This is a genomic window from Sphingobium phenoxybenzoativorans, assembly GCF_018286635.1.
Classification (GTDB): domain Bacteria; phylum Pseudomonadota; class Alphaproteobacteria; order Sphingomonadales; family Sphingomonadaceae; genus Sphingobium; species Sphingobium phenoxybenzoativorans.
Genome location: NZ_CP073910.1, coordinates 1,293,048 through 1,311,320, shown reverse-complemented (window position 1 = coordinate 1,311,320; position 18,273 = coordinate 1,293,048). Strand labels below are relative to the sequence as shown.

The 18,273-nt window shown below is 63.0% G+C and carries 15 protein-coding genes; 5 read left to right on the top strand and 10 right to left on the bottom strand.

Features of this window, described 5'->3' with window-relative positions; translation table 11 throughout:
• Positions 1–69 precede the first annotated feature (69 nt).
• The 3 genes from KFK14_RS06350 to KFK14_RS06340 all read left to right on the top strand — a co-directional run bounded on the left by KFK14_RS06350 (position 70) and on the right by KFK14_RS06340 (position 3,176).
• Positions 70–1,404, top strand: a complete 1,335-nt coding sequence (locus KFK14_RS06350; protein ID WP_212610280.1) for a methyl-accepting chemotaxis protein — start codon at positions 70–72, stop codon at positions 1,402–1,404.
• A 91-nt stretch (positions 1,405–1,495) separates the two neighbouring features.
• Entirely contained in the window at positions 1,496–2,179 is a 684-nt protein-coding gene (locus tag KFK14_RS06345; protein WP_212610279.1) for an SDR family NAD(P)-dependent oxidoreductase, read from the top strand.
• A complete protein-coding gene (locus KFK14_RS06340; protein ID WP_212610278.1) occupies positions 2,169–3,176 on the top strand; it encodes a 50S ribosomal protein L11 methyltransferase in 1,008 nt (335 codons plus the stop codon). Before KFK14_RS06345 ends, KFK14_RS06340 begins: the two co-directional genes overlap by 11 nt.
• 90 nt (positions 3,177–3,266) lie before the next feature.
• Here the strand turns inward: KFK14_RS06340 and KFK14_RS06335 are convergent, their stop codons facing one another.
• Together KFK14_RS06335 and KFK14_RS06330 are read right to left on the bottom strand one after the other, a co-directional pair.
• Positions 3,267–4,331: an alkaline phosphatase D family protein gene (locus KFK14_RS06335; RefSeq protein WP_246524923.1), complete on the bottom strand. Its 1,065-nt coding sequence runs from the start codon at positions 4,329–4,331 to the stop codon at positions 3,267–3,269.
• Positions 4,332–4,333: 2 nt separating this feature from the next.
• Positions 4,334–6,643, bottom strand: coding sequence for a TonB-dependent receptor (locus tag KFK14_RS06330; protein ID WP_212610277.1), 2,310 nt, complete (start codon positions 6,641–6,643; stop codon positions 4,334–4,336).
• Between the two features lie 279 nt (positions 6,644–6,922).
• On the opposite strand from KFK14_RS06330, the gene KFK14_RS06325 reads away from it, so the two are divergent.
• Both KFK14_RS06325 and KFK14_RS06320 read left to right on the top strand, forming a co-directional pair.
• Entirely contained in the window at positions 6,923–7,594 is a 672-nt protein-coding gene (locus tag KFK14_RS06325; RefSeq protein WP_212610276.1) for a TIGR02117 family protein, read from the top strand.
• Between the two features lie 84 nt (positions 7,595–7,678).
• Positions 7,679–7,903, top strand: coding sequence for a hypothetical protein (locus KFK14_RS06320; protein ID WP_212610275.1), 225 nt, complete (start codon positions 7,679–7,681; stop codon positions 7,901–7,903).
• 10 nt (positions 7,904–7,913) lie between these two features.
• Here the strand turns inward: KFK14_RS06320 and ligA are convergent, their stop codons facing one another.
• The 8 genes from ligA to pnp all read right to left on the bottom strand — a co-directional run bounded on the left by ligA (position 7,914) and on the right by pnp (position 18,122).
• Positions 7,914–10,010 carry an NAD-dependent DNA ligase LigA gene (gene ligA, locus KFK14_RS06315; RefSeq protein WP_212610274.1) on the bottom strand — a complete coding sequence of 699 codons (2,097 nt, stop codon included), beginning with the start codon at positions 10,008–10,010 and terminating at the stop codon, positions 7,914–7,916.
• 50 nt (positions 10,011–10,060) lie between these two features.
• On the bottom strand, positions 10,061–10,441 hold the full coding sequence (locus tag KFK14_RS06310; protein ID WP_212610273.1) for a putative quinol monooxygenase: 381 nt from the start codon (positions 10,439–10,441) through the stop codon (positions 10,061–10,063).
• Between the two features lie 59 nt (positions 10,442–10,500).
• Positions 10,501–12,165 carry a DNA repair protein RecN gene (gene recN / locus KFK14_RS06305; protein ID WP_212610272.1) on the bottom strand — a complete coding sequence of 555 codons (1,665 nt, stop codon included), beginning with the start codon at positions 12,163–12,165 and terminating at the stop codon, positions 10,501–10,503.
• Positions 12,166–12,273: 108 nt separating this feature from the next.
• Positions 12,274–13,059, bottom strand: a complete 786-nt coding sequence (locus KFK14_RS06300) for an outer membrane protein assembly factor BamD (protein WP_212610271.1) — start codon at positions 13,057–13,059, stop codon at positions 12,274–12,276.
• Between the two features lie 75 nt (positions 13,060–13,134).
• Positions 13,135–14,148 (bottom strand): sensor histidine kinase, encoded by a 1,014-nt coding sequence (locus tag KFK14_RS06295; protein WP_212610270.1) that lies wholly within the window; start codon positions 14,146–14,148, stop codon positions 13,135–13,137.
• Positions 14,149–14,294: 146 nt separating this feature from the next.
• On the bottom strand, positions 14,295–14,708 hold the full coding sequence (locus KFK14_RS06290) for a hypothetical protein (RefSeq protein WP_212610269.1): 414 nt from the start codon (positions 14,706–14,708) through the stop codon (positions 14,295–14,297).
• Between the two features lie 233 nt (positions 14,709–14,941).
• Complete coding sequence (locus KFK14_RS06285; RefSeq protein ID WP_212610268.1) at positions 14,942–15,655, bottom strand: helix-turn-helix transcriptional regulator; 714 nt, start codon at positions 15,653–15,655, stop codon at positions 14,942–14,944.
• Between the two features lie 163 nt (positions 15,656–15,818).
• A complete protein-coding gene (gene pnp, locus KFK14_RS06280) occupies positions 15,819–18,122 on the bottom strand; it encodes a polyribonucleotide nucleotidyltransferase (protein ID WP_212610267.1) in 2,304 nt (767 codons plus the stop codon).
• Between the last annotated feature and the right edge of the window lie 151 nt (positions 18,123–18,273).

The window sequence follows — 18,273 nt, the reverse complement described above, 5'->3', positions numbered from 1 at the left end:
CCAGTTCCGGGATAAGACCGTAGCGACGGGTCCAAAGATGCCCGCAGGGGATGTTCTGGAGAACCGGAAATGGCGCGGCGCGCAAAGGTGGATGTGACGATGCAGGAACGGCTGAAGGAATTCGATCCCGGCGACACGCTGGCGGAAGATTGCGCGGCCATCTTCGCTCTGCTGCCCGATCAGGGGCGCGGCACGGCCAAGGTCTTCCTGGACGCCTATCTCGCCAGCAGCGGGCTTGCGGATCGCCTGTCCGCGGTTGCGCTCGAAAAGCTGCAGGCTGAGATTCTGCGCTATGTCCGCGAGAAATTCACCAGCCTCCGCTCGGAAAACTGGGCCAATTCGGGCCGCGCCTGCGTCATTCACGCACGTAAGCACGGCATTTCCATCCGAACCGTGCTGGTGGCGATGTCCACCGCGAACGAAAACGTGTGCGACGTTATCTGGGACCAGACCGGTCAGGATGATGGCGAACGCCGCCGCCTGATGCGCGCTATGCTGCGCCTCTCCATGGTGGAATCGGAACTGATCTGCGCCGCCTTGGCAACCCATGTGGCCGAGGAAGAGGAAGCCGAACGCGAATTGAACGGCACCCTGTTCGAAAAGCGCATCGTGGGAGAAATTGACGGCGCATCGATGCTGGGCGAGGGTCTACGCGAACAGGCCAAGGATGCATCCGCCGCCACCCGCGGCATGCTGGGCAAGGCATCCGAAGTCGCCGCCGCCGCCGAACAATCCGCCCTCGCCATGCGCGAGGCGGCTCAGACCTCCGCCGGCCTTATCCGCGCGATCGAGGACGCCCGCGCCGAAGTCGAGGGCGCAGCCGAAGTCGCCGCCCGCGCGTCGGCCCAGGCCGGTGACGCTGTCACCATGTCCACCACCCTGTCGGAACATGCCAAGTCGATCGAATCGATCCTTGGCCTCATCCGCGACATTGCCGGGCAGACCAACCTGCTCGCGCTCAACGCCACCATCGAGGCCGCCCGCGCCGGAGACGCAGGCCGCGGCTTTGCGGTCGTCGCCCAGGAAGTGAAATCGCTCGCAAGCCAGACGGCCCGCGCGACGGACGACATCGCCGGCAAGATTTCCGCCATTCAGGTTTCTACCCGCCAATCGGTCGAAACCAACCAGCGCATCCGCGACACGGTGGACGAGGTGCAGACCTCCGCCGACCGCATCCGCACCGCGATGGATGCGCAGGCGCAGACCGTCACCATGATCACCGCCGCCGTGGATGAAACGGCGCTGGCCGCCGACTCCATGTCCTCGACCATCTCCGCCATCCGCCAGGACACGGAAGTCGTCGCCTCGGAAATCGACGAGCTGGAGCGCGGCTTCATGAGTGTCGAGGGCAAACTGTCCACCCTGCGCGAAGCATCCGCCGAATTCGGCCGCCGCGTGGCCTGAGGCCAAGCCTGAATCTGGCCTTGTAACCGCGCCAGAGCCGGTTTTCACTGTCTCTCTTTCCCGCGGACCTGCGCTCGTCTAAGCGGGCGCGATGACACAGCATATCCTCCTGACCGGCGCGTCGCGCGGCATTGGCGCGGCCATTGCGGAAACGCTGAAACCCGGCAACCGTCTTTTCGCCGCCAGCAGCCGCGACGCGGACCTGAACGCTGATGGCGCCGCCGACGCGCTCTGGGACAGTGCGCTGGACGCCCTTGGCGGACGCATAGACGTCCTCATCAACAATGCGGGCGTTTTTGAGGAAGCCCCGCTCGAAGGGGATGGCTGGCTCAACAATTGGCGGCGCACCATGACGATCAATCTTGAGGCGTCGGCCATTCTGTGCCGCCGCGCCGTCCTGCACTGGCGGGAGAAGGCCGCGCCCGGCCGCATCGTCAATATCGCCAGCCGGGCCGCCTATCGCGGCGATTCGCCCGCCCATTGGCATTATGCGGCGTCGAAGGGCGGTATGGTCGCCATGACCAAGACGATCGCACGGGCCTATGCACGGGAAAATATCCTGGCCTTCGCCATCTGTCCTGGCTTCACCATGACCGGCATGGCGGAGGATTATCTCTCCAGCCGCGGCGGCGATCAGCTCCTTGCCGACATTCCCCTCGGCCGCGTTGCGACGCCGGAGGAAATCGCCGCGATCACCGCCTTTCTTATGAAGGATGCCCCGCCCTCCATGACCGGCGCCATCCTCGACGCTAATGGAGCCAGCTATGTCCGCTGATCCGGCCGCAGCCGAAAGCTGGAAACTCACCCTCCCCTGCACCCGCGAGGAAGCGGAGGCGTTGTCGGACGATATCGGCCTGCTCGCCATGCTCGACAATCCGCCCGCGCTGATGACCAGCGAAGTGGAGCCGGACGATCCGCTGCAATGGCGGCTGGATGCCTATTTTGAGGGCAAGCCGGGCAAGGAGACCATCGCGCTCGTCCGTACCCTGGTGCCGAGCGCGGCTGCGGCGACGCCGATTCTGGAGCAGCTTCCCGCCGAAGATTGGGTCACGCTCAGCCAGCAGGGCCTGGAGCCGGTCGCCGCCGGTCGATTTTACGTCCGCAACATGGCAAGCGACCCGGAACAGGCAGGTTTCCGTAACTATCTGATCACTGCAGGGCAGGCGTTCGGCACCGGGCAGCATGAGACCACATCAGGCTGCCTGCGCATGCTGGATCGCGCCCGCCGCCTTGGCCACCGTTTCGGCAATATCGTGGACATCGGCACCGGCACCGGCATCCTCGCCTTCGCCGCCATGCATTTGTGGCCCCGCGCCTATGCCATCGCATCGGATATCGATCCCGTATCGGTGGAGGTTACGGAGAAGAATGCGCGGGTGAACGCCGTGCCCCTGGGCAATGGCGGCGGGCAGCTTGCTCTGGTGACGGCGGCGGGCGCGCACCATCCCGCGATTATCGGCCGAGCGCCTTACGACCTCATCATCGCGAACATCCTGGCGGGACCGCTGATCGATCTCGCGCCCTCGCTCTGCGCTTTGTTGGAGGATGGCGGCACGCTGATCCTCGCGGGACTTCTCGACACGCAGGCGGATCGGGTCGTCGCAGCCTATCGCAGGCAGGGCATGCGCCTCGCCGACCGCATCGACAACAGCAACCAGCATGGCCAATGGCCAACGCTCCGCCTGCGCAAGCGCCCCACCATCGGCCGCCAGCGCCCGGTGCGCGTCGCCACGCAGGTTACCGGAGAAACACCGGGGTTTGGAAGCTGGTGATTCGAGCCGTTCGGGCTGCGCTTGTCGAAGCCTTGCCCTTCTAGAAAGAAGTGCAGCCCTTCGACAAGCTCAGGGCGAACGGAGGCTAACTCATCGTAATCCCTGCTTCAGCTCCGCAAACGGCACCCGGTGACTGATCGCCACCTGCCCGTCGAGCATCTGCACCTCCATCAACACGGACGGCTCCTTGCCGCTCCAATCGATGGTCAGTCGCCCAAAATTCGGCGCCAGCGGCCCCTGCGCGATGCGGTTTTTGTTCGGACCGAAGGATTCCCACACTTCCGTCAGACCCGATGAGGTGAGATCGTAGAGCGGATAAGGCATCCCCTCGGCCAGACGCGACAGTTCCGGATAATGGGTGTCGCCGGAAATCACGATCAGCTTCTCAACCTGCGCAAAATCGATCAGGTCGAGCAGCCGCTGGTGATCCGCCTGGAAATTGCACCACGCCTCATGCCCCGGATGGTCGGCGACCACCTGCGTCGATGAGGCGAAGATGCGCAGATCGGCTGGTTTGCGCAGTTCAGCCTCCAGCCAGTCCCATTGCGCCGCGCCCAGCATCGTCGCCTTGGGATCGCTGTTGACCAGATATGGCCCGGATGGCGGCAGTGGCGTGGTATATCCCATCAACCCGGTGCGGAAGGTGCGGTTGTCAGGCAGGATCACCTGCACCCGCCGCCCCTTCGGCCCGAAGAAGTAGCTGGTATAGATGCCCTCATGGCTGCGCCGGAAACCGTCAGCCGGCTCGTTCCAGAATTCCAGGAACAGCTCCTTGGATTCCTTCTTCTTCGGATATTCGAAGCCGCCGTCATTGACGCCATAATCATGGTCGTCCCAGGTCGCGATGCACTGCGTCGCCTTGCGCAGCGTCCGGTATCCGGGCTTTTCGGACAGCTTGGTATATTTGGCCCGCATGACGTTCATGTCCTGCGTGTCGCCATAGATATTGTCGCCCAGGAAGATGAAAAGCTCTGGCTCCCAGGCATTCACCTTGTCCCAGATCGGCTGCTCTTTGTCCTGATGCGCACAGGAGCCGAAGGCGATCCGGGTCAGCGCCTTGTCCGCCGGAGCGGCAAAGGCGGGGGAAAGGGCCGCGAACGATGTCGCGGCCACACCGGCTTTCAGGACATCGCGGCGGCCCAATCCCTTTGCCATGATCAGAAGCCCCGGCGCAGGGTGACGAAGAACTGCTGCGGCGCGCCCGGCAGCAGGGTCTGGCCGTCGCCGCTGTTGCTGAAGCCGCCCGAACCGACCGTGGAGACATATTCCTTGTCGAACAGGTTGGTGGCGGACGCCTCGATCGCGAAGCCCGTCAGGAAGCCCATGCCTTCGGGCACCTTGATGCCGATGCTGGCGTCGACCAGCACCCGGCTCTTGACCGACTGGTCGTTGAGATAGGTGTAGTAACGCTTCGACATATAGTTTGCGCCGATCCGGCCGAAGAACATCTCGCCATCATAGGCGATTTCGCCCGATGCGATATGCTTGGGGCTGTCCACGACGGTCTTGCCCTTAAGCGGAACGACGGTCACGCCGTTCAGAACGTCATCGCGATAGGTGGAGTCGTTATAGGCGTAGGATGCCGTGGCCGAGAGGCCATGCATCAGTGTGAATGTGCCCGCGGCTTCGAAACCATAAGATCGGACGGAACCGACATTCTGCAACTCGGACGGACGGCCTTCGATGGGCGAACCGACCTGAACGCTCAGGATGCGATCCTTGAAGTCGACATAATAAGCCGCCAGCGATCCCTGGAAGCTGCCTGCGCGGATGCGGGCGCCGCCTTCGATCGTCTTTGACGTTTCCGGCTTCAGATTGGTGGCGCTGGCGTTGAAGCTCGCCTGGCTTACGCCAAACAGGCCCGATGTCGCCGCCGATACGAAGGGACGGAAATTCTCGGTATAGTTGGCGAACAGTTCGGCATTGTCATTGACGCGGAATAGCGCGCCGACCTGCGGCAGGAACCAGTCCTTCGATTCGATTTTGCCGGAGGCAAGGCCGCCCTTGACGATCGGGTTCGCCGTGTTCCGGACCCGCACGCCCTTCCAGCCGCCCGACAGCGTCAGGCTGCCCAGATCAATCTTGTCGGAGACATAATATTGGACGGTCTCGGTCGAATATTTGAACTCCCACTGCGTCGCGAACGGGTTGGTCTGGAACTTCGTGCTGTCGCGTGAGGAGCCGCCCAGCGTATTTGCCAGCGAATAGAAACGCCGCGCCTGGTGGAAGTCGTTATTTTCGAACCAGCCGCCCACTTCCAGGGTGTTCGCGCCCATTTCCCAGGTGACATTGGCCAGTGTGCCCATGCGGTCCATGTCATATTCGGTGGTGCGGATGGAGAGCGGCGCGCCAGTCGGGCTGGCGACATAGGGCGTCCACCACAGGCCCTGGCCGTGATTGTTGTGGTAATATCCCTGCAGCTTGAACCGCACGCTGCTCGTCACCGGCGTCTCGAACGTCAGGCCGGTCAGCCAGTCGCGGCGCAGGCCCGCTGCGTCGAAATAGGCGTCGTCCACCGTTTCGAACGGCGCAGGAAATGTCGTGCCATAGGTCGGGTAAGGCAGGAAAGCCGGATCGGCCGTGCCCGCATTCTGGTTCTGGTAGATCGCGGCCAGCCGGTAGGCGGTCGCCCAGTCGCCGGAGATATTGTCCCAGTTGCTGCCGAGCCGTTGGATCATCGCGGCCGACATGTCCTGATAGTCATTCTCGCGACGGTCGGAGAAGTTGACGAATCCCGTGATTTTGCCGTCGCCAATGTCAGCAACGATCTTGGCGTTGGCCTGATGCTGCTCCTGCTTGCCGACGCCCTTCCACTTGTCGGCCTTCAGATAGCCGTAGCTGGCGTAGCCGCGCACGCCGCCCATGTCGCCGCTCTCGACACGCACGAAGCCGCGCATCGTCTCATCGCTGCCATAAGTGCCCGACGCCACGATATCCATGTCTGCCGATGGGTCGCGCGAGGTGAACTGCAGCGTGCCGCCCAAATTGCTGATCGATGCGGTCGACAGGCTGCCTGCGCCCTGGCTGACGGCGACGGTGCCCAGATTTTCGGAGATGATCGCGCGGCTGACGTGCAGGCCGTTATAGTTGCCATAGCTCATATCGCCGAGCGGCACGCCATCCAGCGTGAAGCCCAACTGGTTCTGGTTGAAACCGCGCAGCGAGATGCGCGACGACCATTCATAGGCGCCGAAAGCGTCGGCCGACTGGAAATTGACGCCGGGCAGCTTCGAAATCGCCTTCAGCGGCGTGGTGCCGGGCGTCAGCAGGGCGATGTCGTCCTTGCCGATCGTCTGCACCTGACGGACTTCGCCGAAGCCCAGAACGATGATGTCATCGCCTGAGTCGGCCGATGCGTCGGCAGCGGCAGGCGCGACATCCTGCGCGAGCGCAAGCGTCGGAAACGCCGAAGGAATAAGGGCAATAGTGGCGACGGCCGCCAACAGGGATAGTTTGGAATGTGACATGATCGTTCCCCCTTCGTGGAAATGCACGGAGGGGCCTTTGCGCCAGCGAAATGACTGCCGCGCGGCAAGGCGATGACGGATCGGTTACGTTTGAAAGGCAGTTTGTGACGATGCTGCAATGCAACGGTTTTCCGTTATCATACCGGCCTTCGCACACCCATATTCGTCATCCCGGACCTGATCCGGGATCCCGCTTCTTTGCCCGCCTCCCCCCTTTTCTCTCGCCGTAAACTTGTCTGAGCTTCGACAAGCTCCAGTCCGAAAGATATACTGGACACTATGCTTTGGCCGCATAGTCGATGGCTGAGGGCAGGCATTGCCTTCATTGCCCTTCCCCTGCTGATCCTACTCGCCGTCCTCGCCGGTCCCATCATCCCGGCCAATCGCGGCTGGGTCCCGCCTCGCTCCGGCGTCACCATCTATGTCTATACCAATGGCGTCCATACCGGCCTGGTCCTGCCCGCCGTCAACCCGCTCCACGATTGGCGCGGCCGCATCCGGGCGAGCGATCTGCCCGATCCGCGCCGGGCCGGAAGCTGGCTGATCTTTGGCTGGGGCCAGCGGGACTTTTACCTGAACACGCCGCGCTGGTCGGACGTCAGGATCGGCACGGCCCTTCGCGCGATGATCGGCAGCGACCGGACGCTCGTGCATGTCGATCATATCCGGCGCGTCTGGAACGGCCCTGACTTGCGCCCCATTCTTCTGACGGAATATCAATATCTCAGACTAACCAGGCTGCTGGAATCCGATTTCGCACCTGGCGCAGCGATCCGGGGCTATGCCGCCGATGATGTCTTTTATCCCGGCCGCGGCCGATACAGTGCGGTTACGACCTGCAATGAATGGACAGGAGCAAAGCTGCGCGCGATCGGCGTCCGTATCGGCGTCTGGACGCCAACTGCATCGGGCGTGATGCGCTGGTTTCCAACCCCAGCAAAAGAAATATAGTTAAATTCTTGTTAATAAAAGAAAAAATGGAACTGATCTGACTGATCATCATTGAATGAGCGGGGATGTGTCAGGAGCATATCCATGTACGCCGCACATTATGATGCCGCACAGATTGCGGGGCCGTCTACCTACAGCTTTTCGCGAAAGGCGGAATTTCTGGTCGAGGAAAGCATTCGTCGCGCGCGCGACGCGGAGAATTGGCCAGACCTCAAGAAATGGTACCGGATAAGGCTGCGGATGAAGCGTTTCGCGCAGTCGCCCGGCCCGATGCCGATCGATATCCAGCACATAGCGCAGGCGGTTTAGACGCGCGTTTCTAGGCGCCCCGAACGATCTCCGCCCAGGCGGCCTCGTCGATGACCTCGATGCCTAGAGCCGCCGCCTGCTTGAGCTTGCTGCCCGCGCCCGGTCCCGCGACGACAAGATCGGTCTTGGCGCTGACGGACCCGGCCGCCTTCGCGCCGAGCGATTCCGCCTGCGCCTTTGCCTCGTCGCGGCTCATCGTCTCCAGCTTGCCGGTGAACACAACCGTCTTGCCCGACACGCTGCTGGCCCGCGTCTCGACGATATAGTCGGGCGGCGATACCTCGGAGAGCAGATCCTCCCACGCCTCGATATTGTGCGGTTCGTGGAAGAAATTACCTAGAGATGTCACCACTGCCTTTCCAATCCCATCGATCGCGAAAAGATCGAAAGCAGCTTCAAAAACTAAGTTGGTATCATCATCGGGAGCATTAGCTCTCTCAGCGACTTCACGCAGCTTGGGCAAAGTAATAAACGCTTTCAGCAAATCCCGCGCCGTCACCGCCCCCACATGACGGATGCCAAGACCGAACAGCAGCCGGGCCGCATCCGGTTCCCGTTTCGCCTCGATCGCCGCCAGCAGATTATCGACCGACTTCTCCTGCCACCCCTCACGGCTGAGAAGATCGTCGCGATGCGCCTTCAGCCGGAAAATATCGGCCGGCTCCTTGATCCAGCCGAGGTCGAGAAATTCCTGGATCGTTTTTTCGCCCAGCCCCTCAATGTCCAGCGCCCCCCGGCTGACGAAATGCCGCAGCCGCTCGAACCGCTGTGCGCCGCAGATCAACCCGCCGGTGCACCGGATGTCGACTTCCCCTTCCTCGCGCACCGCTTCCGATCCGCAGACGGGGCAGTGGTCGGGATAGACGAAAGCGTCACGCGGTTCCTCCCGCGTCAAATTCTCCACCACTTGCGGGATCACGTCGCCCGCGCGCTGCACGACGATCCGGTCTCCCGACCGCACGCCCAGCCGCGCGATCTCGTCGGCATTGTGAAGCGTCACGTTGGATACCACCACGCCGCCCACCGTCACCGGGGTCAGCCGCCCGACCGGCGTCAGCTTGCCCGTCCGGCCAACCTGGATGTCGATGGCCTCCAGCGTCGTCTGCGCCCGCTCCGCCGGGAATTTATGTGCGATCGCCCAGCGCGGCGACTTGGCGACAAAGCCCAGCCGCTGCTGCCAGTCGAGCCGGTCCACCTTGTAGACCACGCCGTCAATATCGAAGGGCATGTCCGCCCGCTCCGCCTCGATCCGGCGGTAATGGGCGATCAGCGCCTCCAGCGTATCGACGCAGGTCAGACGCTCCGACACAGGTACGCCCCAGCCGCCGATGGCGCGCATCACGCCAATCTGCGTATCCGCCGGAACCGCGCTATGCTCGCCCCAGCCATGGGCGAGAAAGCGTAACGGGCGGTTGGCCGTAATCGCCGGGTCCTTCTGCCGCAGGCTCCCGGCGGCGGCGTTGCGGGGGTTGGCGAACTGCCGCGCCTTGGCCGGATCCTCGGCCTCCGCCAGCAGCCGGGCGTTGAGGGCGGCGAAATCCGCCTTCGCCATATAGACCTCACCGCGTATCTCGAACACATCGGGTATGCCTTCACCCGTCAACGTGCCGGGAATATCGCCAATGGTTCGTACATTCGGCGTCACATCCTCACCCGTCATCCCGTCGCCGCGCGTCGCCGCCAGCACAAGCGCGCCTTTCTCGTAGCGCAGGGAACAGGACAGGCCATCGATCTTCGGCTCCGCCGTCAGGGCGACCGGCGTATCTTCAGGCAGGTTCAGGAACCGGCGGACACGGGCGATGAACTCGGCGATGTCCTCATCCGAAAAGCCGTTGTCCAGGCTCATCATCCGGACCGCATGGGGCACCTTCTTCAGCGCGGATGTCGGCTCTGCCCCCACCTGCGCATTGGGAGAATCCGACCGGACCAGATGTGGGAACGCAGACTCCAGCGCGTTATTCTCGCGGACCAGCGCGTCATACTCCGCATCGCTGATCTCCGGCGCGTCCTTGTCGTGATACAGCTTGTTATGCTTGCCGATCTCCTTCGCCAGCCGCATCAGGCGGTTGGCGGCATCGGCTTCGGACAGGGTGGCGGGGTCGGTCATCGGGAGTCCTTAGCCCCTGTTGCGCGCATGCGAAAGCAGCAGCCCTCGGCCTATATCCCGGCTACGGGAACCGTCTCGAAATGCTGGGGAAAGCCTGCGATAATGGGTCTGGCTTTCTCTATCGCGGCGCGCACGGCGGGGAGTTTCAGCGAAGCCGCATGACTCTCCCGGCTGTCCCAGACCTCAGTGATCCAGATGGCGTCTGCATTGGCGGTGTCCAGCGCCACGACATAGGACAGACAGCCGGGCATCGCGCCCGTCGCTTCCTTCAGATAGCCGATAAGTTCGTCCCGCTTACCGGGCTTGGCGAGCATCTGCCCAATCAGCCCGAATTTCGGAGTTTCTTCCGCAGCACCGGCGGGAAGCGGCAGGACGGTGGCGGCTAAGCCAAAAGCCGCAAAGGTCAGCATCTCACGTCGGTCGTGCGTCATCGACAATCCTTCTCCGTCCGGGTCCAGAAAATGTTCATCACGCCCCTCCCTAATAATAATCACACCCCCTCCAGCAACCGTCCCGCTTGCGCCCGCGCTTCGGCGGTGATTTCCGCGCCGGACAACATCCGGGCGATCTCCTCCCGGCGCGCGCCGTCATCTAGCGCGTGAACGCCGGTGCGCGTCACTGTGCCCTCGCTCGACTTGGCGATCAGCATATGGCCTGCTCCCCGCGCCGCGACCTGCGGGCTGTGCGTCACGACCAAGAGCTGGGTATGCCGGGCCAGCCGGGCCAGCCGTTCGCCGATCGCGCTGGCGACCGCACCGCCGACGCCCCGGTCGATCTCGTCGAAGATCATCGTATCCGCGCCGCCCTCCTCGGCCAGCGCCACCTTCAGCGCCAGAATGAAACGGGACAGTTCGCCACCGGAAGCAATCTTCACCAGCGGCGCGAACGGCGCGCCGGGGTTGGTCGAAATCTCGAACTCCACCCGGTCCGCGCCATGCGGTCCCCATGCGGCCTCGTCCAGCGCCTCGACATATGTGCGGAAGCGGGCGGCGTCGAGCTTCAAGGGAGCGAGCTCGCCCGCGACCGCCGCATCGAGCCGGGCGGCGGCCGCCTTCCGCTGTTCCGTCAATGCCGCCGCCGCTGTGCAATAGGCGGCCGCCTTGGCAGCCAGATCATTCTCCAGCGCCGCCAACCCCTCCTCGCCTGCGTCAATTCGCTCCAGCTTTCCACGCATTTCCTGCATCAGAGCCGCCAGATCATCGGGCTGCACCTGATGCTTGCGCGCCAGCGCCCGCAGATCGAACAGCCGTGTCTCAATCGTATCCAGCCGGGCCGGATCGAAGCTCAGCGCCTCGCCCGCCGCCGCCAGCTTCTCCTCCGCCTCGCTCGCCTCGATCACCGCGCGGTCCAGCGCCGCCAGCGCTTCCGCCAGCAAGGGGTGCTCGGCCGCGATCCGGTCCAGCCGCCTACCCGCCTGCCGCAAGCGGGCCAGGCCCCCTTCGGACCCGTCGAACAGATCGGACAGGGCCGACAGATCCTCGGTCAGGCGCGCACCCTTCTGCATGTCCGCTCGTTCGCCGGCCAGCGTGGCCTCCTCGCCCGGTTCCGGCGCAAACGCCGCCAGTTCCCCGACCGCATGATCCAGATAGTCCCTGTCCCGCGCCGCGCCCTCCACTTCCGCAAGAGCCTGCGCCAAAGCGGCCTCGGCGGCGCGCCAGGCAGTGTGCGCCGCACCAACCACCGCGCTGTCGCATTTGCCGAAAATATCAAGCAATGCGCGATGCCCGCGTGGATTGAGCAGCCCGCGGTCATCATGTTGGCCATGGATCTCCACCAGCATGCCGCCGATTTCGCGCAACAGGGCGGCTGAGCAGGGCTGGTCGTTGATGAAGGCGCGGCTCCCTCCGTCCGCCTTCAATGTCCTGCGGATGATCAGCGGCTCGCCGGGTTCCAGATCGATCTCATTGCCGGTCAGCGCCACACGCGCGGGATGATCCGCCGGCGGTTCGGCAAAGGTAGCCGTGACGCTGGCCTGCGCCTCGCCCTGCCGCACTAGGCCGCTGTCCGCGCGCTGGCCCAGCGCCAGCCCAAGGGAGTCCAGCAGGATCGATTTGCCCGCCCCCGTCTCACCAGTCAGCACGCCCAAGCCCGGACCGAATTCCAGATCCAGCGCCTCGATCAGCACGACATTGCGAATGGAAAGGTTGGTCAACATGACCTTAGCCCGCGAACGTCATCCCAGCGAAAGCTGGGGTCTCTTGCCGATACAGAAGGACTGAAGGCCTGAGGCCCCAGCCTTTGCTGGGGTGACGGGATTGGGCAATCACGCCGTCGGCGCATGGTCCCTGATCAGCTTGTATGACCGCTCATACCATTTGGAGCCGCGATAATTGGCGCCCAGCACAGCCGCCGCCTTGCGCGCTTCCTCCGGCACGCCAAGCGCCAGATAGCTTTCGACCAGCCGCTCCAGCGCCTCCGGCGTGTGGGTCGTGGTCTGATATTTGTCGATGACGGTGCGGAACCGCAGCGTCGCCGCCAGCCACTGGCCGCGCCGCTGATGGAAACGCCCAATCTCCATTTCCTTGCCCGCCAGGTGATCATTGACCAGATCGACCTTCAAACGCGCGTCGGACGCATAGCGGGTGTCGGGATAGCGGCGGATCAGTTCGCCCAGCGAATCGAGGGCCTGCTGCGTGATCTTCTGGTCGCGGGTCACGTCGGCGATCTGCTCATAATAGCAGAGCGAGATCAGATAATAAGCGTAGGGCGCATCCCTGTTGCCCGGATGGATCGACAGGAAGCGCTGCGCCGCCGCGATCGCCTGGTTGTAATCGCGGTTCATATAATAGCTGAACGCGGACATAAGCTGCGCCCGGCGCGCCCAGGGCGAATAGGGGTGCTGCCGCTCCACCTCGTCGAACAATGCCGCAGCCAGCTTATATTGACGCCGATCAAGCCGGTATTTGCCTGCATTATACAGCGTGCTGACATCGCGCGCGACATATTGCGTGTCCGCCTTGTTCTTGTTGGTGGCGCAGCCGGCAAGCAGGGCAAGGGCGGCGGCCGCGCAACCAAGGGAGACAAACGGTTTCATCGGAATCTTGTGCATCGGGGGGTCATAGCGGAGCCTGCACCCGCCGCCAAGCGGGATTGGACGTCATGACGGCATAGGGCGAAAACGGGGTCAGGCGGGGATTTCCAGCATCGCCCGCGCCCCTCCACGAGCGCCGGGCGTCATGGAAAAAGCACCGCCCAATTGCTGGGCCAGCGCCGTTGCGATGCGCAGGCCCAGATTGCCGCCGCGTTCCGGCTGGAAATCGGCTGGAAGTCCCTTCCCGTCGTCCGCGACCTCAAGGACCAGCTTGCCCGCATCGGACCTGTGAAGATCGACGGCGATGGTGCCGCGATCGCTGCCCGGAAAACCATGCTCGATCGCGTTGCTGATCGCCTCCGCCACGATCAATGCCAGCGGCACGGCCGTATCGGGATGGAAAGTGATTTCCTCATCGACGTTCAGATGAACGGCCAGATCACGGCGGCCGCTGGCCTCCAATATGTCCTCCGTCAACGTCTCCATGAAGCTTCTGACGCCCAGCCTCTGGCCGTTCGGGTCGTACAAGGCCCTGCCGATCTTTCCGATCAGGTTGAGGCGCGCATAAGCCTCATCCAACGCCTTGCGCGCCGCTTCGTCCGTGACATTGCGGCGCTGGAGGGAGATGAGCGCGGCGACCACCTGAATGTTGTTCGACACACGATGCTGCAACTCGCGGAACAGCATCTCCCGGTTTTCGGCCAGTGCGCGACTTTTTTCCCGCTCAACCGCCAGGCCGTAATTGGCGCGCTGCATCCAGTTGACCAGGGCGATATCCGTTGCACACACGACCGCGTAGAAAATCAGCGCAACGATGGTGTTGGCCTGCAGAGAGAATGTCATCGTTGGCGGAATGAAGAAGTACCAGGATATCAGACCGCATATGACCGACGCATAAATTCCCGGCCCGACGCCGAACAGAAATGAGGACAGGATGACGGCGGGAAAGAAGCTGACGAACGGGAAACCCGTCGGCAACACATTTTCCACCACAAGTCGCGCGAACAGCGCCGCCATGCACAATAGGGTCGTTACGGCATAAGCCAATCCCGGCCTTTCCGGAATCAGCGGCAGCCGCTCAACGAACCGCTCATTCTTCCTGTGCATGCCACCGCCTTGTTAGAGAGGCGGCTATACCACATCGTTACGCGCCCGCCATAAACATGGATCAAACCGCCATATTTTACGGCAAGGGGATGAAAGCGACGATCCGGGGCGCATGTTGTGGGGGTAACATGCGCCCCGAAAGGCCCTCAAGCAGAGAGTGCGACCCGCTGCAGGAACTGGTTCATCTGGGCCGCGCCGCGTGGCGTCAGCGCGACAGGGCTGTTGGGTTCGCCCTCCCGCCAGGCGACGAGTGAGAGGGCGTGAAGCGCCTTGACCGCCGCAGCGCCCATATCGGACGATAGCCGGTTGGCGACGCAGAGCGTCGCGAAAGGCGCGTCGAGCTTTTCCATCTGCGCTACATAGAGGGAGAGGAGAATGTCCCAGGCAGGATTGCGCAGGGCATCGGATTGAAACTGCGCATCGCGATCCAGGCTGAAACGATGCATCCGCAGGGCAAGCGCATGATTGTCCGCTGCCATGCCATCGCCGCGCGCCGCCGGGGAAGCGGGAGATTCCGGGGCGTCCTGACCGGGCAGGCGCACCACGTTATCGCTGGTCATTACATTCGTTCCATTGCGACCCGAAAAGCCCGTCATCCCTGACGAACACCGGCGAAAAACAACCGGCACGGCGGTCTTCGCCGCATGCCCCATCATTTTCCGTCGATTATCCGGATATGTGTTTTTATGCGGCCTCTTGGGGAAGGCCTTTTCATTACGGGACCGCCTAGAAGGTAATGACAACGATGACATGTCCCGCGATTGGGTGACATACGGCTGTCATACACTTTTTGTCAGGGTAGGTTGACCAGTCCATGGCCAAGGCCGGCCAGCGCCGCGGACACCCGGTCGGTCACATTCAGCTTCGCGTAAATCCGTCGCAGATGCGTATCCACGGTATTGCTGGAAACACCGATGATCTCTGCGATCACTGAATTGCTCTTGCCCCGCGCAACCCAGCCAAGCACCTCCAGTTCACGCGGTGAAAGCGGCTGGTGGACATCCAGGTCTGGCGCCACGATCTCGCAATAGCGCTGATGGGCATATTGGGCGACAAGCTTGCACAGTCTCATCATGTCCGGCGGCATCGCCTTCAGGCCCGCAGGCAGTGACAGGCCGATGAACCCGTTCCGCCCATAGGGTCCGAATACCGGGATGGCAACGCCGTCCCCCTTCTGCACTTTTCCGAAATCCCGAAGGAACTGGTCCTCCTCTGGCGTGATCGTGCGGAGGGACCGGATGTCCGACCAGCGGAACGCCACCGGGTGGATTTTCGCATGCGCCCTGACCGGATCGTGAAAATGACGGCCGGCTCTGTAATCCTCCATCCAGGCTTCGGGAAACCCGAAGGCGAGTATGCGGACCCTGTCCTGATCCGCGGAACCCACCGGCGGAAAGTGGACGGCGACTATGCGCGTTATTCCTTGCCGCTGGAAAAAGCCGACAAGCAAATCCCAGAGAGCGGGCACATCGGACACAGCATCGAGCGAGGAGAATATCTTCTCCATCCCGTCCTCCACCCTTATGGCCATCGGATCGTATCGCTCTGCCCGAAGGCCACCGCATAACTTATCATGTCGACGGTATCGGCGGAAGGAGTCCACAAAAAGAGAAAGGGGCCGGAAACCGGCCCCTTAACCTTGATCAAGAGATTGACGGCTATACGCCGGATCAATCTTCCTGCGTGATGAAGCTCGGCAGACCGGCGTCGCCACCGTCATCCTTGCCTTCGGAACGCTCGCGGCGGGGACCACGGTCGCGACCGCCGTCACGTCCACGGTCGCGGCGGGGGCCACGATCGCCACGGTCGCCACCCTCACGGCGCGGACCGCGATCACCACGGGGTTCGCGGGGTTCGCGCGGCGGACGGGTGTCCTCCAGCTCCTCGCCGGTTTCCTGATCGACAACGCGCATCGACAGACGCACCTTGCCGCGCGGATCGATCTCCAGCACCTTGACCTTCACTTCCTGGCCTTCCGACAAGACGTCGGTCGGCTTCTCGACGCGCTCGTTGCGCATCTCGGAAACGTGGACGAGGCCGTCCTTGCCGCCCATGAAGTTCACGAAGGCGCCGAAGTCGACGATGTTGACGACCTTGCCGTTGTAGATCTTGCCGACTTCCGCTTCCTCGACGATGCCGAGAATCCACTTCTTGGCGGCTTCGATCTGGTTGATGTCGGACGAGCTGATCTTGATCAGACCTTCATCGTCGATATCCACCTTCGCGCCGGTTTCCGCGACGATCTCCCGGATGACCTTGCCGCCGGTGCCGATGACTTCGCGGATCTTCGACTTGTCGATCTGCAGCGTCTCGATGCGCGGGGCATGGGCCGACAGTTCGGTGCGGGTGTGATCCAGCGCCTTGGCCATCTCGCCCAGAATATGCGCACGGCCTTCCTTCGCCTGGTTCAGGGCGACGCGCATGATCTCCTCGGTGATGCCGGCGACCTTGATGTCCATCTGCATCGTGGTGATGCCCTCGGACGTACCGGCGACCTTGAAGTCCATGTCGCCCAGATGATCTTCATCACCCAGAATATCGGACAGGATCGCGAATTCCTTGCCTTCCAGGATCAGGCCCATGGCGATGCCGGAGACCGGACGCTTCAGGGGCACACCGGCATCCATCATCGACAGCGAACCGCCGCAGACGGTCGCCATGGAGGAAGATCCGTTGGACTCCGTGATGTCGGACAGGACGCGGATCGTGTAAGGGAACTCGTCCTTGGTCGGCAGCACCGGATGCAGCGCGCGCCACGCCAGCTTGCCATGACCGACTTCGCGGCGGCCCGGCGCGCCGAAGCGGCCGACTTCACCGACCGAATAGGGCGGGAAGTTGTAGTGCAGCATGAAGTTTTCATAGTGCAGGCCCGTCAGGCCGTCGATCATCTGCTCGGCGTCCTTGGTGCCCAGCGTGGTGGTGCAGATCGACTGCGTCTCGCCACGGGTGAACAGCGCCGAACCATGGGTGCGCGGCAGGAAGCCAACCATCGCCTCGATCGGACGGATCTGCGTGGTCGTGCGGCCGTCGATGCGGCTGCCGTCCTTCAGGATCGCGCCACGGACAATTTCGGCTTCCAGCTTCTTGCCGAGCTTCTGCGCGGCCATCTGGTCCTGCGGCGTCGCATCGGCAAAGGCTTCCTTCGCCTTGGCGCGGGCGGCGTTCAGGGCGTTCGAACGGGCGGACTTGTCGGTCAGCTTGTAAGCGGCGGCAATGTCCTTGCCGATCAGCTTCTTCAGCTTGTCCTTGGCGGCCGACAGATCAGCCTGAGCGGCCATTTCCCAAGGCTCCTTGGCGGCCTTCTCAGCCAGCTTGATGATCGCCTCGACGACCTTCTTGCATGCGTCATGCGCGAAGCCGACAGCGCCCAGCATGACTTCCTCCGAAAGCTCCTTGGCTTCGGATTCAACCATCATCACGGCGTCATGGGTGGCTGCGACAACCAGGTCGAGTTCGCCTTCCTTCACCTCATCCAGCGACGGGTTCAGGCTATACTCGCCATCCTTGTAACCGATGCGCGCCGCGCCGATCGGACCCATGAAGGGCACGCCGGAGATGGTCAGCGCAGCGGAAGCGGCGATCATCGCAACGATGTCCGGCTCGGACTCGCCGTCGAACGACAGGACCTGCGCGATCACGTTGATCTCGTTGTAGAAGCCTTCCGGGAACAGCGGGCGAACCGGACGGTCGATCAGGCGGGAGACCAGCGTCTCCTTCTCGGTCGCGCCGCGCTCACGCTTGAAGAAGCCGCCCGGAATGCGTCCGGCGGCCGAATATTTTTCCTGATAGTGGACGGTCAGCGGGAAGAAGTCCTGCCCTTCCTTCACTGACTTGGCGGCGGTCACGGCGCACAGCACCACGGTCTCGCCATAGGTGGCCAGCACAGCACCGTCGGCCTGACGGGCAATACGACCGGTTTCGAGCGTGAGGGTCTTTCCGCCCAGCTCGATGGAGACTTTCTTTACATCAAACATATGGTTTCCTTACGCCCGCCGGGCCCTATTGCCGGGCGGGGCCTTTAGTGGACCAATGGCCCATGAATGGAGAGCGTCTAACTCTCCTCCGTTCGCCCTGAGCTTGTCGAAGGGCTCGTCTGAGCGAAGCGAAGACAGGGCCTCACTTCGT

Excerpts from the sequence above, each read along its gene's own strand:
- KFK14_RS06340 (WP_212610278.1), top strand. The coding sequence starts at position 2,169 with ATGTCCGCTGATCCGGCCGCAGCCGAAAGCTGGAAACTCACCCTCCCC.
- KFK14_RS06325 (WP_212610276.1), top strand. The coding sequence starts at position 6,923 with ATGCTTTGGCCGCATAGTCGATGGCTGAGGGCAGGCATTGCCTTCATT.
- KFK14_RS06290 (WP_212610269.1), bottom strand. The coding sequence starts at position 14,708 with ATGACCAGCGATAACGTGGTGCGCCTGCCCGGTCAGGACGCCCCGGAA.
- KFK14_RS06335 (WP_246524923.1), bottom strand. The coding sequence starts at position 4,331 with ATGGCAAAGGGATTGGGCCGCCGCGATGTCCTGAAAGCCGGTGTGGCC.
- KFK14_RS06330 (WP_212610277.1), bottom strand. The coding sequence starts at position 6,643 with ATGTCACATTCCAAACTATCCCTGTTGGCGGCCGTCGCCACTATTGCC.
- KFK14_RS06320 (WP_212610275.1), top strand. The coding sequence starts at position 7,679 with ATGTACGCCGCACATTATGATGCCGCACAGATTGCGGGGCCGTCTACC.
- KFK14_RS06350 (WP_212610280.1), top strand. The coding sequence starts at position 70 with ATGGCGCGGCGCGCAAAGGTGGATGTGACGATGCAGGAACGGCTGAAG.
- KFK14_RS06285 (WP_212610268.1), bottom strand. The coding sequence starts at position 15,655 with ATGGAGAAGATATTCTCCTCGCTCGATGCTGTGTCCGATGTGCCCGCT.
- ligA (WP_212610274.1), bottom strand. The coding sequence starts at position 10,010 with ATGACCGACCCCGCCACCCTGTCCGAAGCCGATGCCGCCAACCGCCTG.
- pnp (WP_212610267.1), bottom strand. The coding sequence starts at position 18,122 with ATGTTTGATGTAAAGAAAGTCTCCATCGAGCTGGGCGGAAAGACCCTC.
- KFK14_RS06300 (WP_212610271.1), bottom strand. The coding sequence starts at position 13,059 with ATGCACAAGATTCCGATGAAACCGTTTGTCTCCCTTGGTTGCGCGGCC.
- KFK14_RS06295 (WP_212610270.1), bottom strand. The coding sequence starts at position 14,148 with ATGCACAGGAAGAATGAGCGGTTCGTTGAGCGGCTGCCGCTGATTCCG.
- KFK14_RS06310 (WP_212610273.1), bottom strand. The coding sequence starts at position 10,441 with ATGACGCACGACCGACGTGAGATGCTGACCTTTGCGGCTTTTGGCTTA.
- recN (WP_212610272.1), bottom strand. The coding sequence starts at position 12,165 with ATGTTGACCAACCTTTCCATTCGCAATGTCGTGCTGATCGAGGCGCTG.
- KFK14_RS06345 (WP_212610279.1), top strand. The coding sequence starts at position 1,496 with ATGACACAGCATATCCTCCTGACCGGCGCGTCGCGCGGCATTGGCGCG.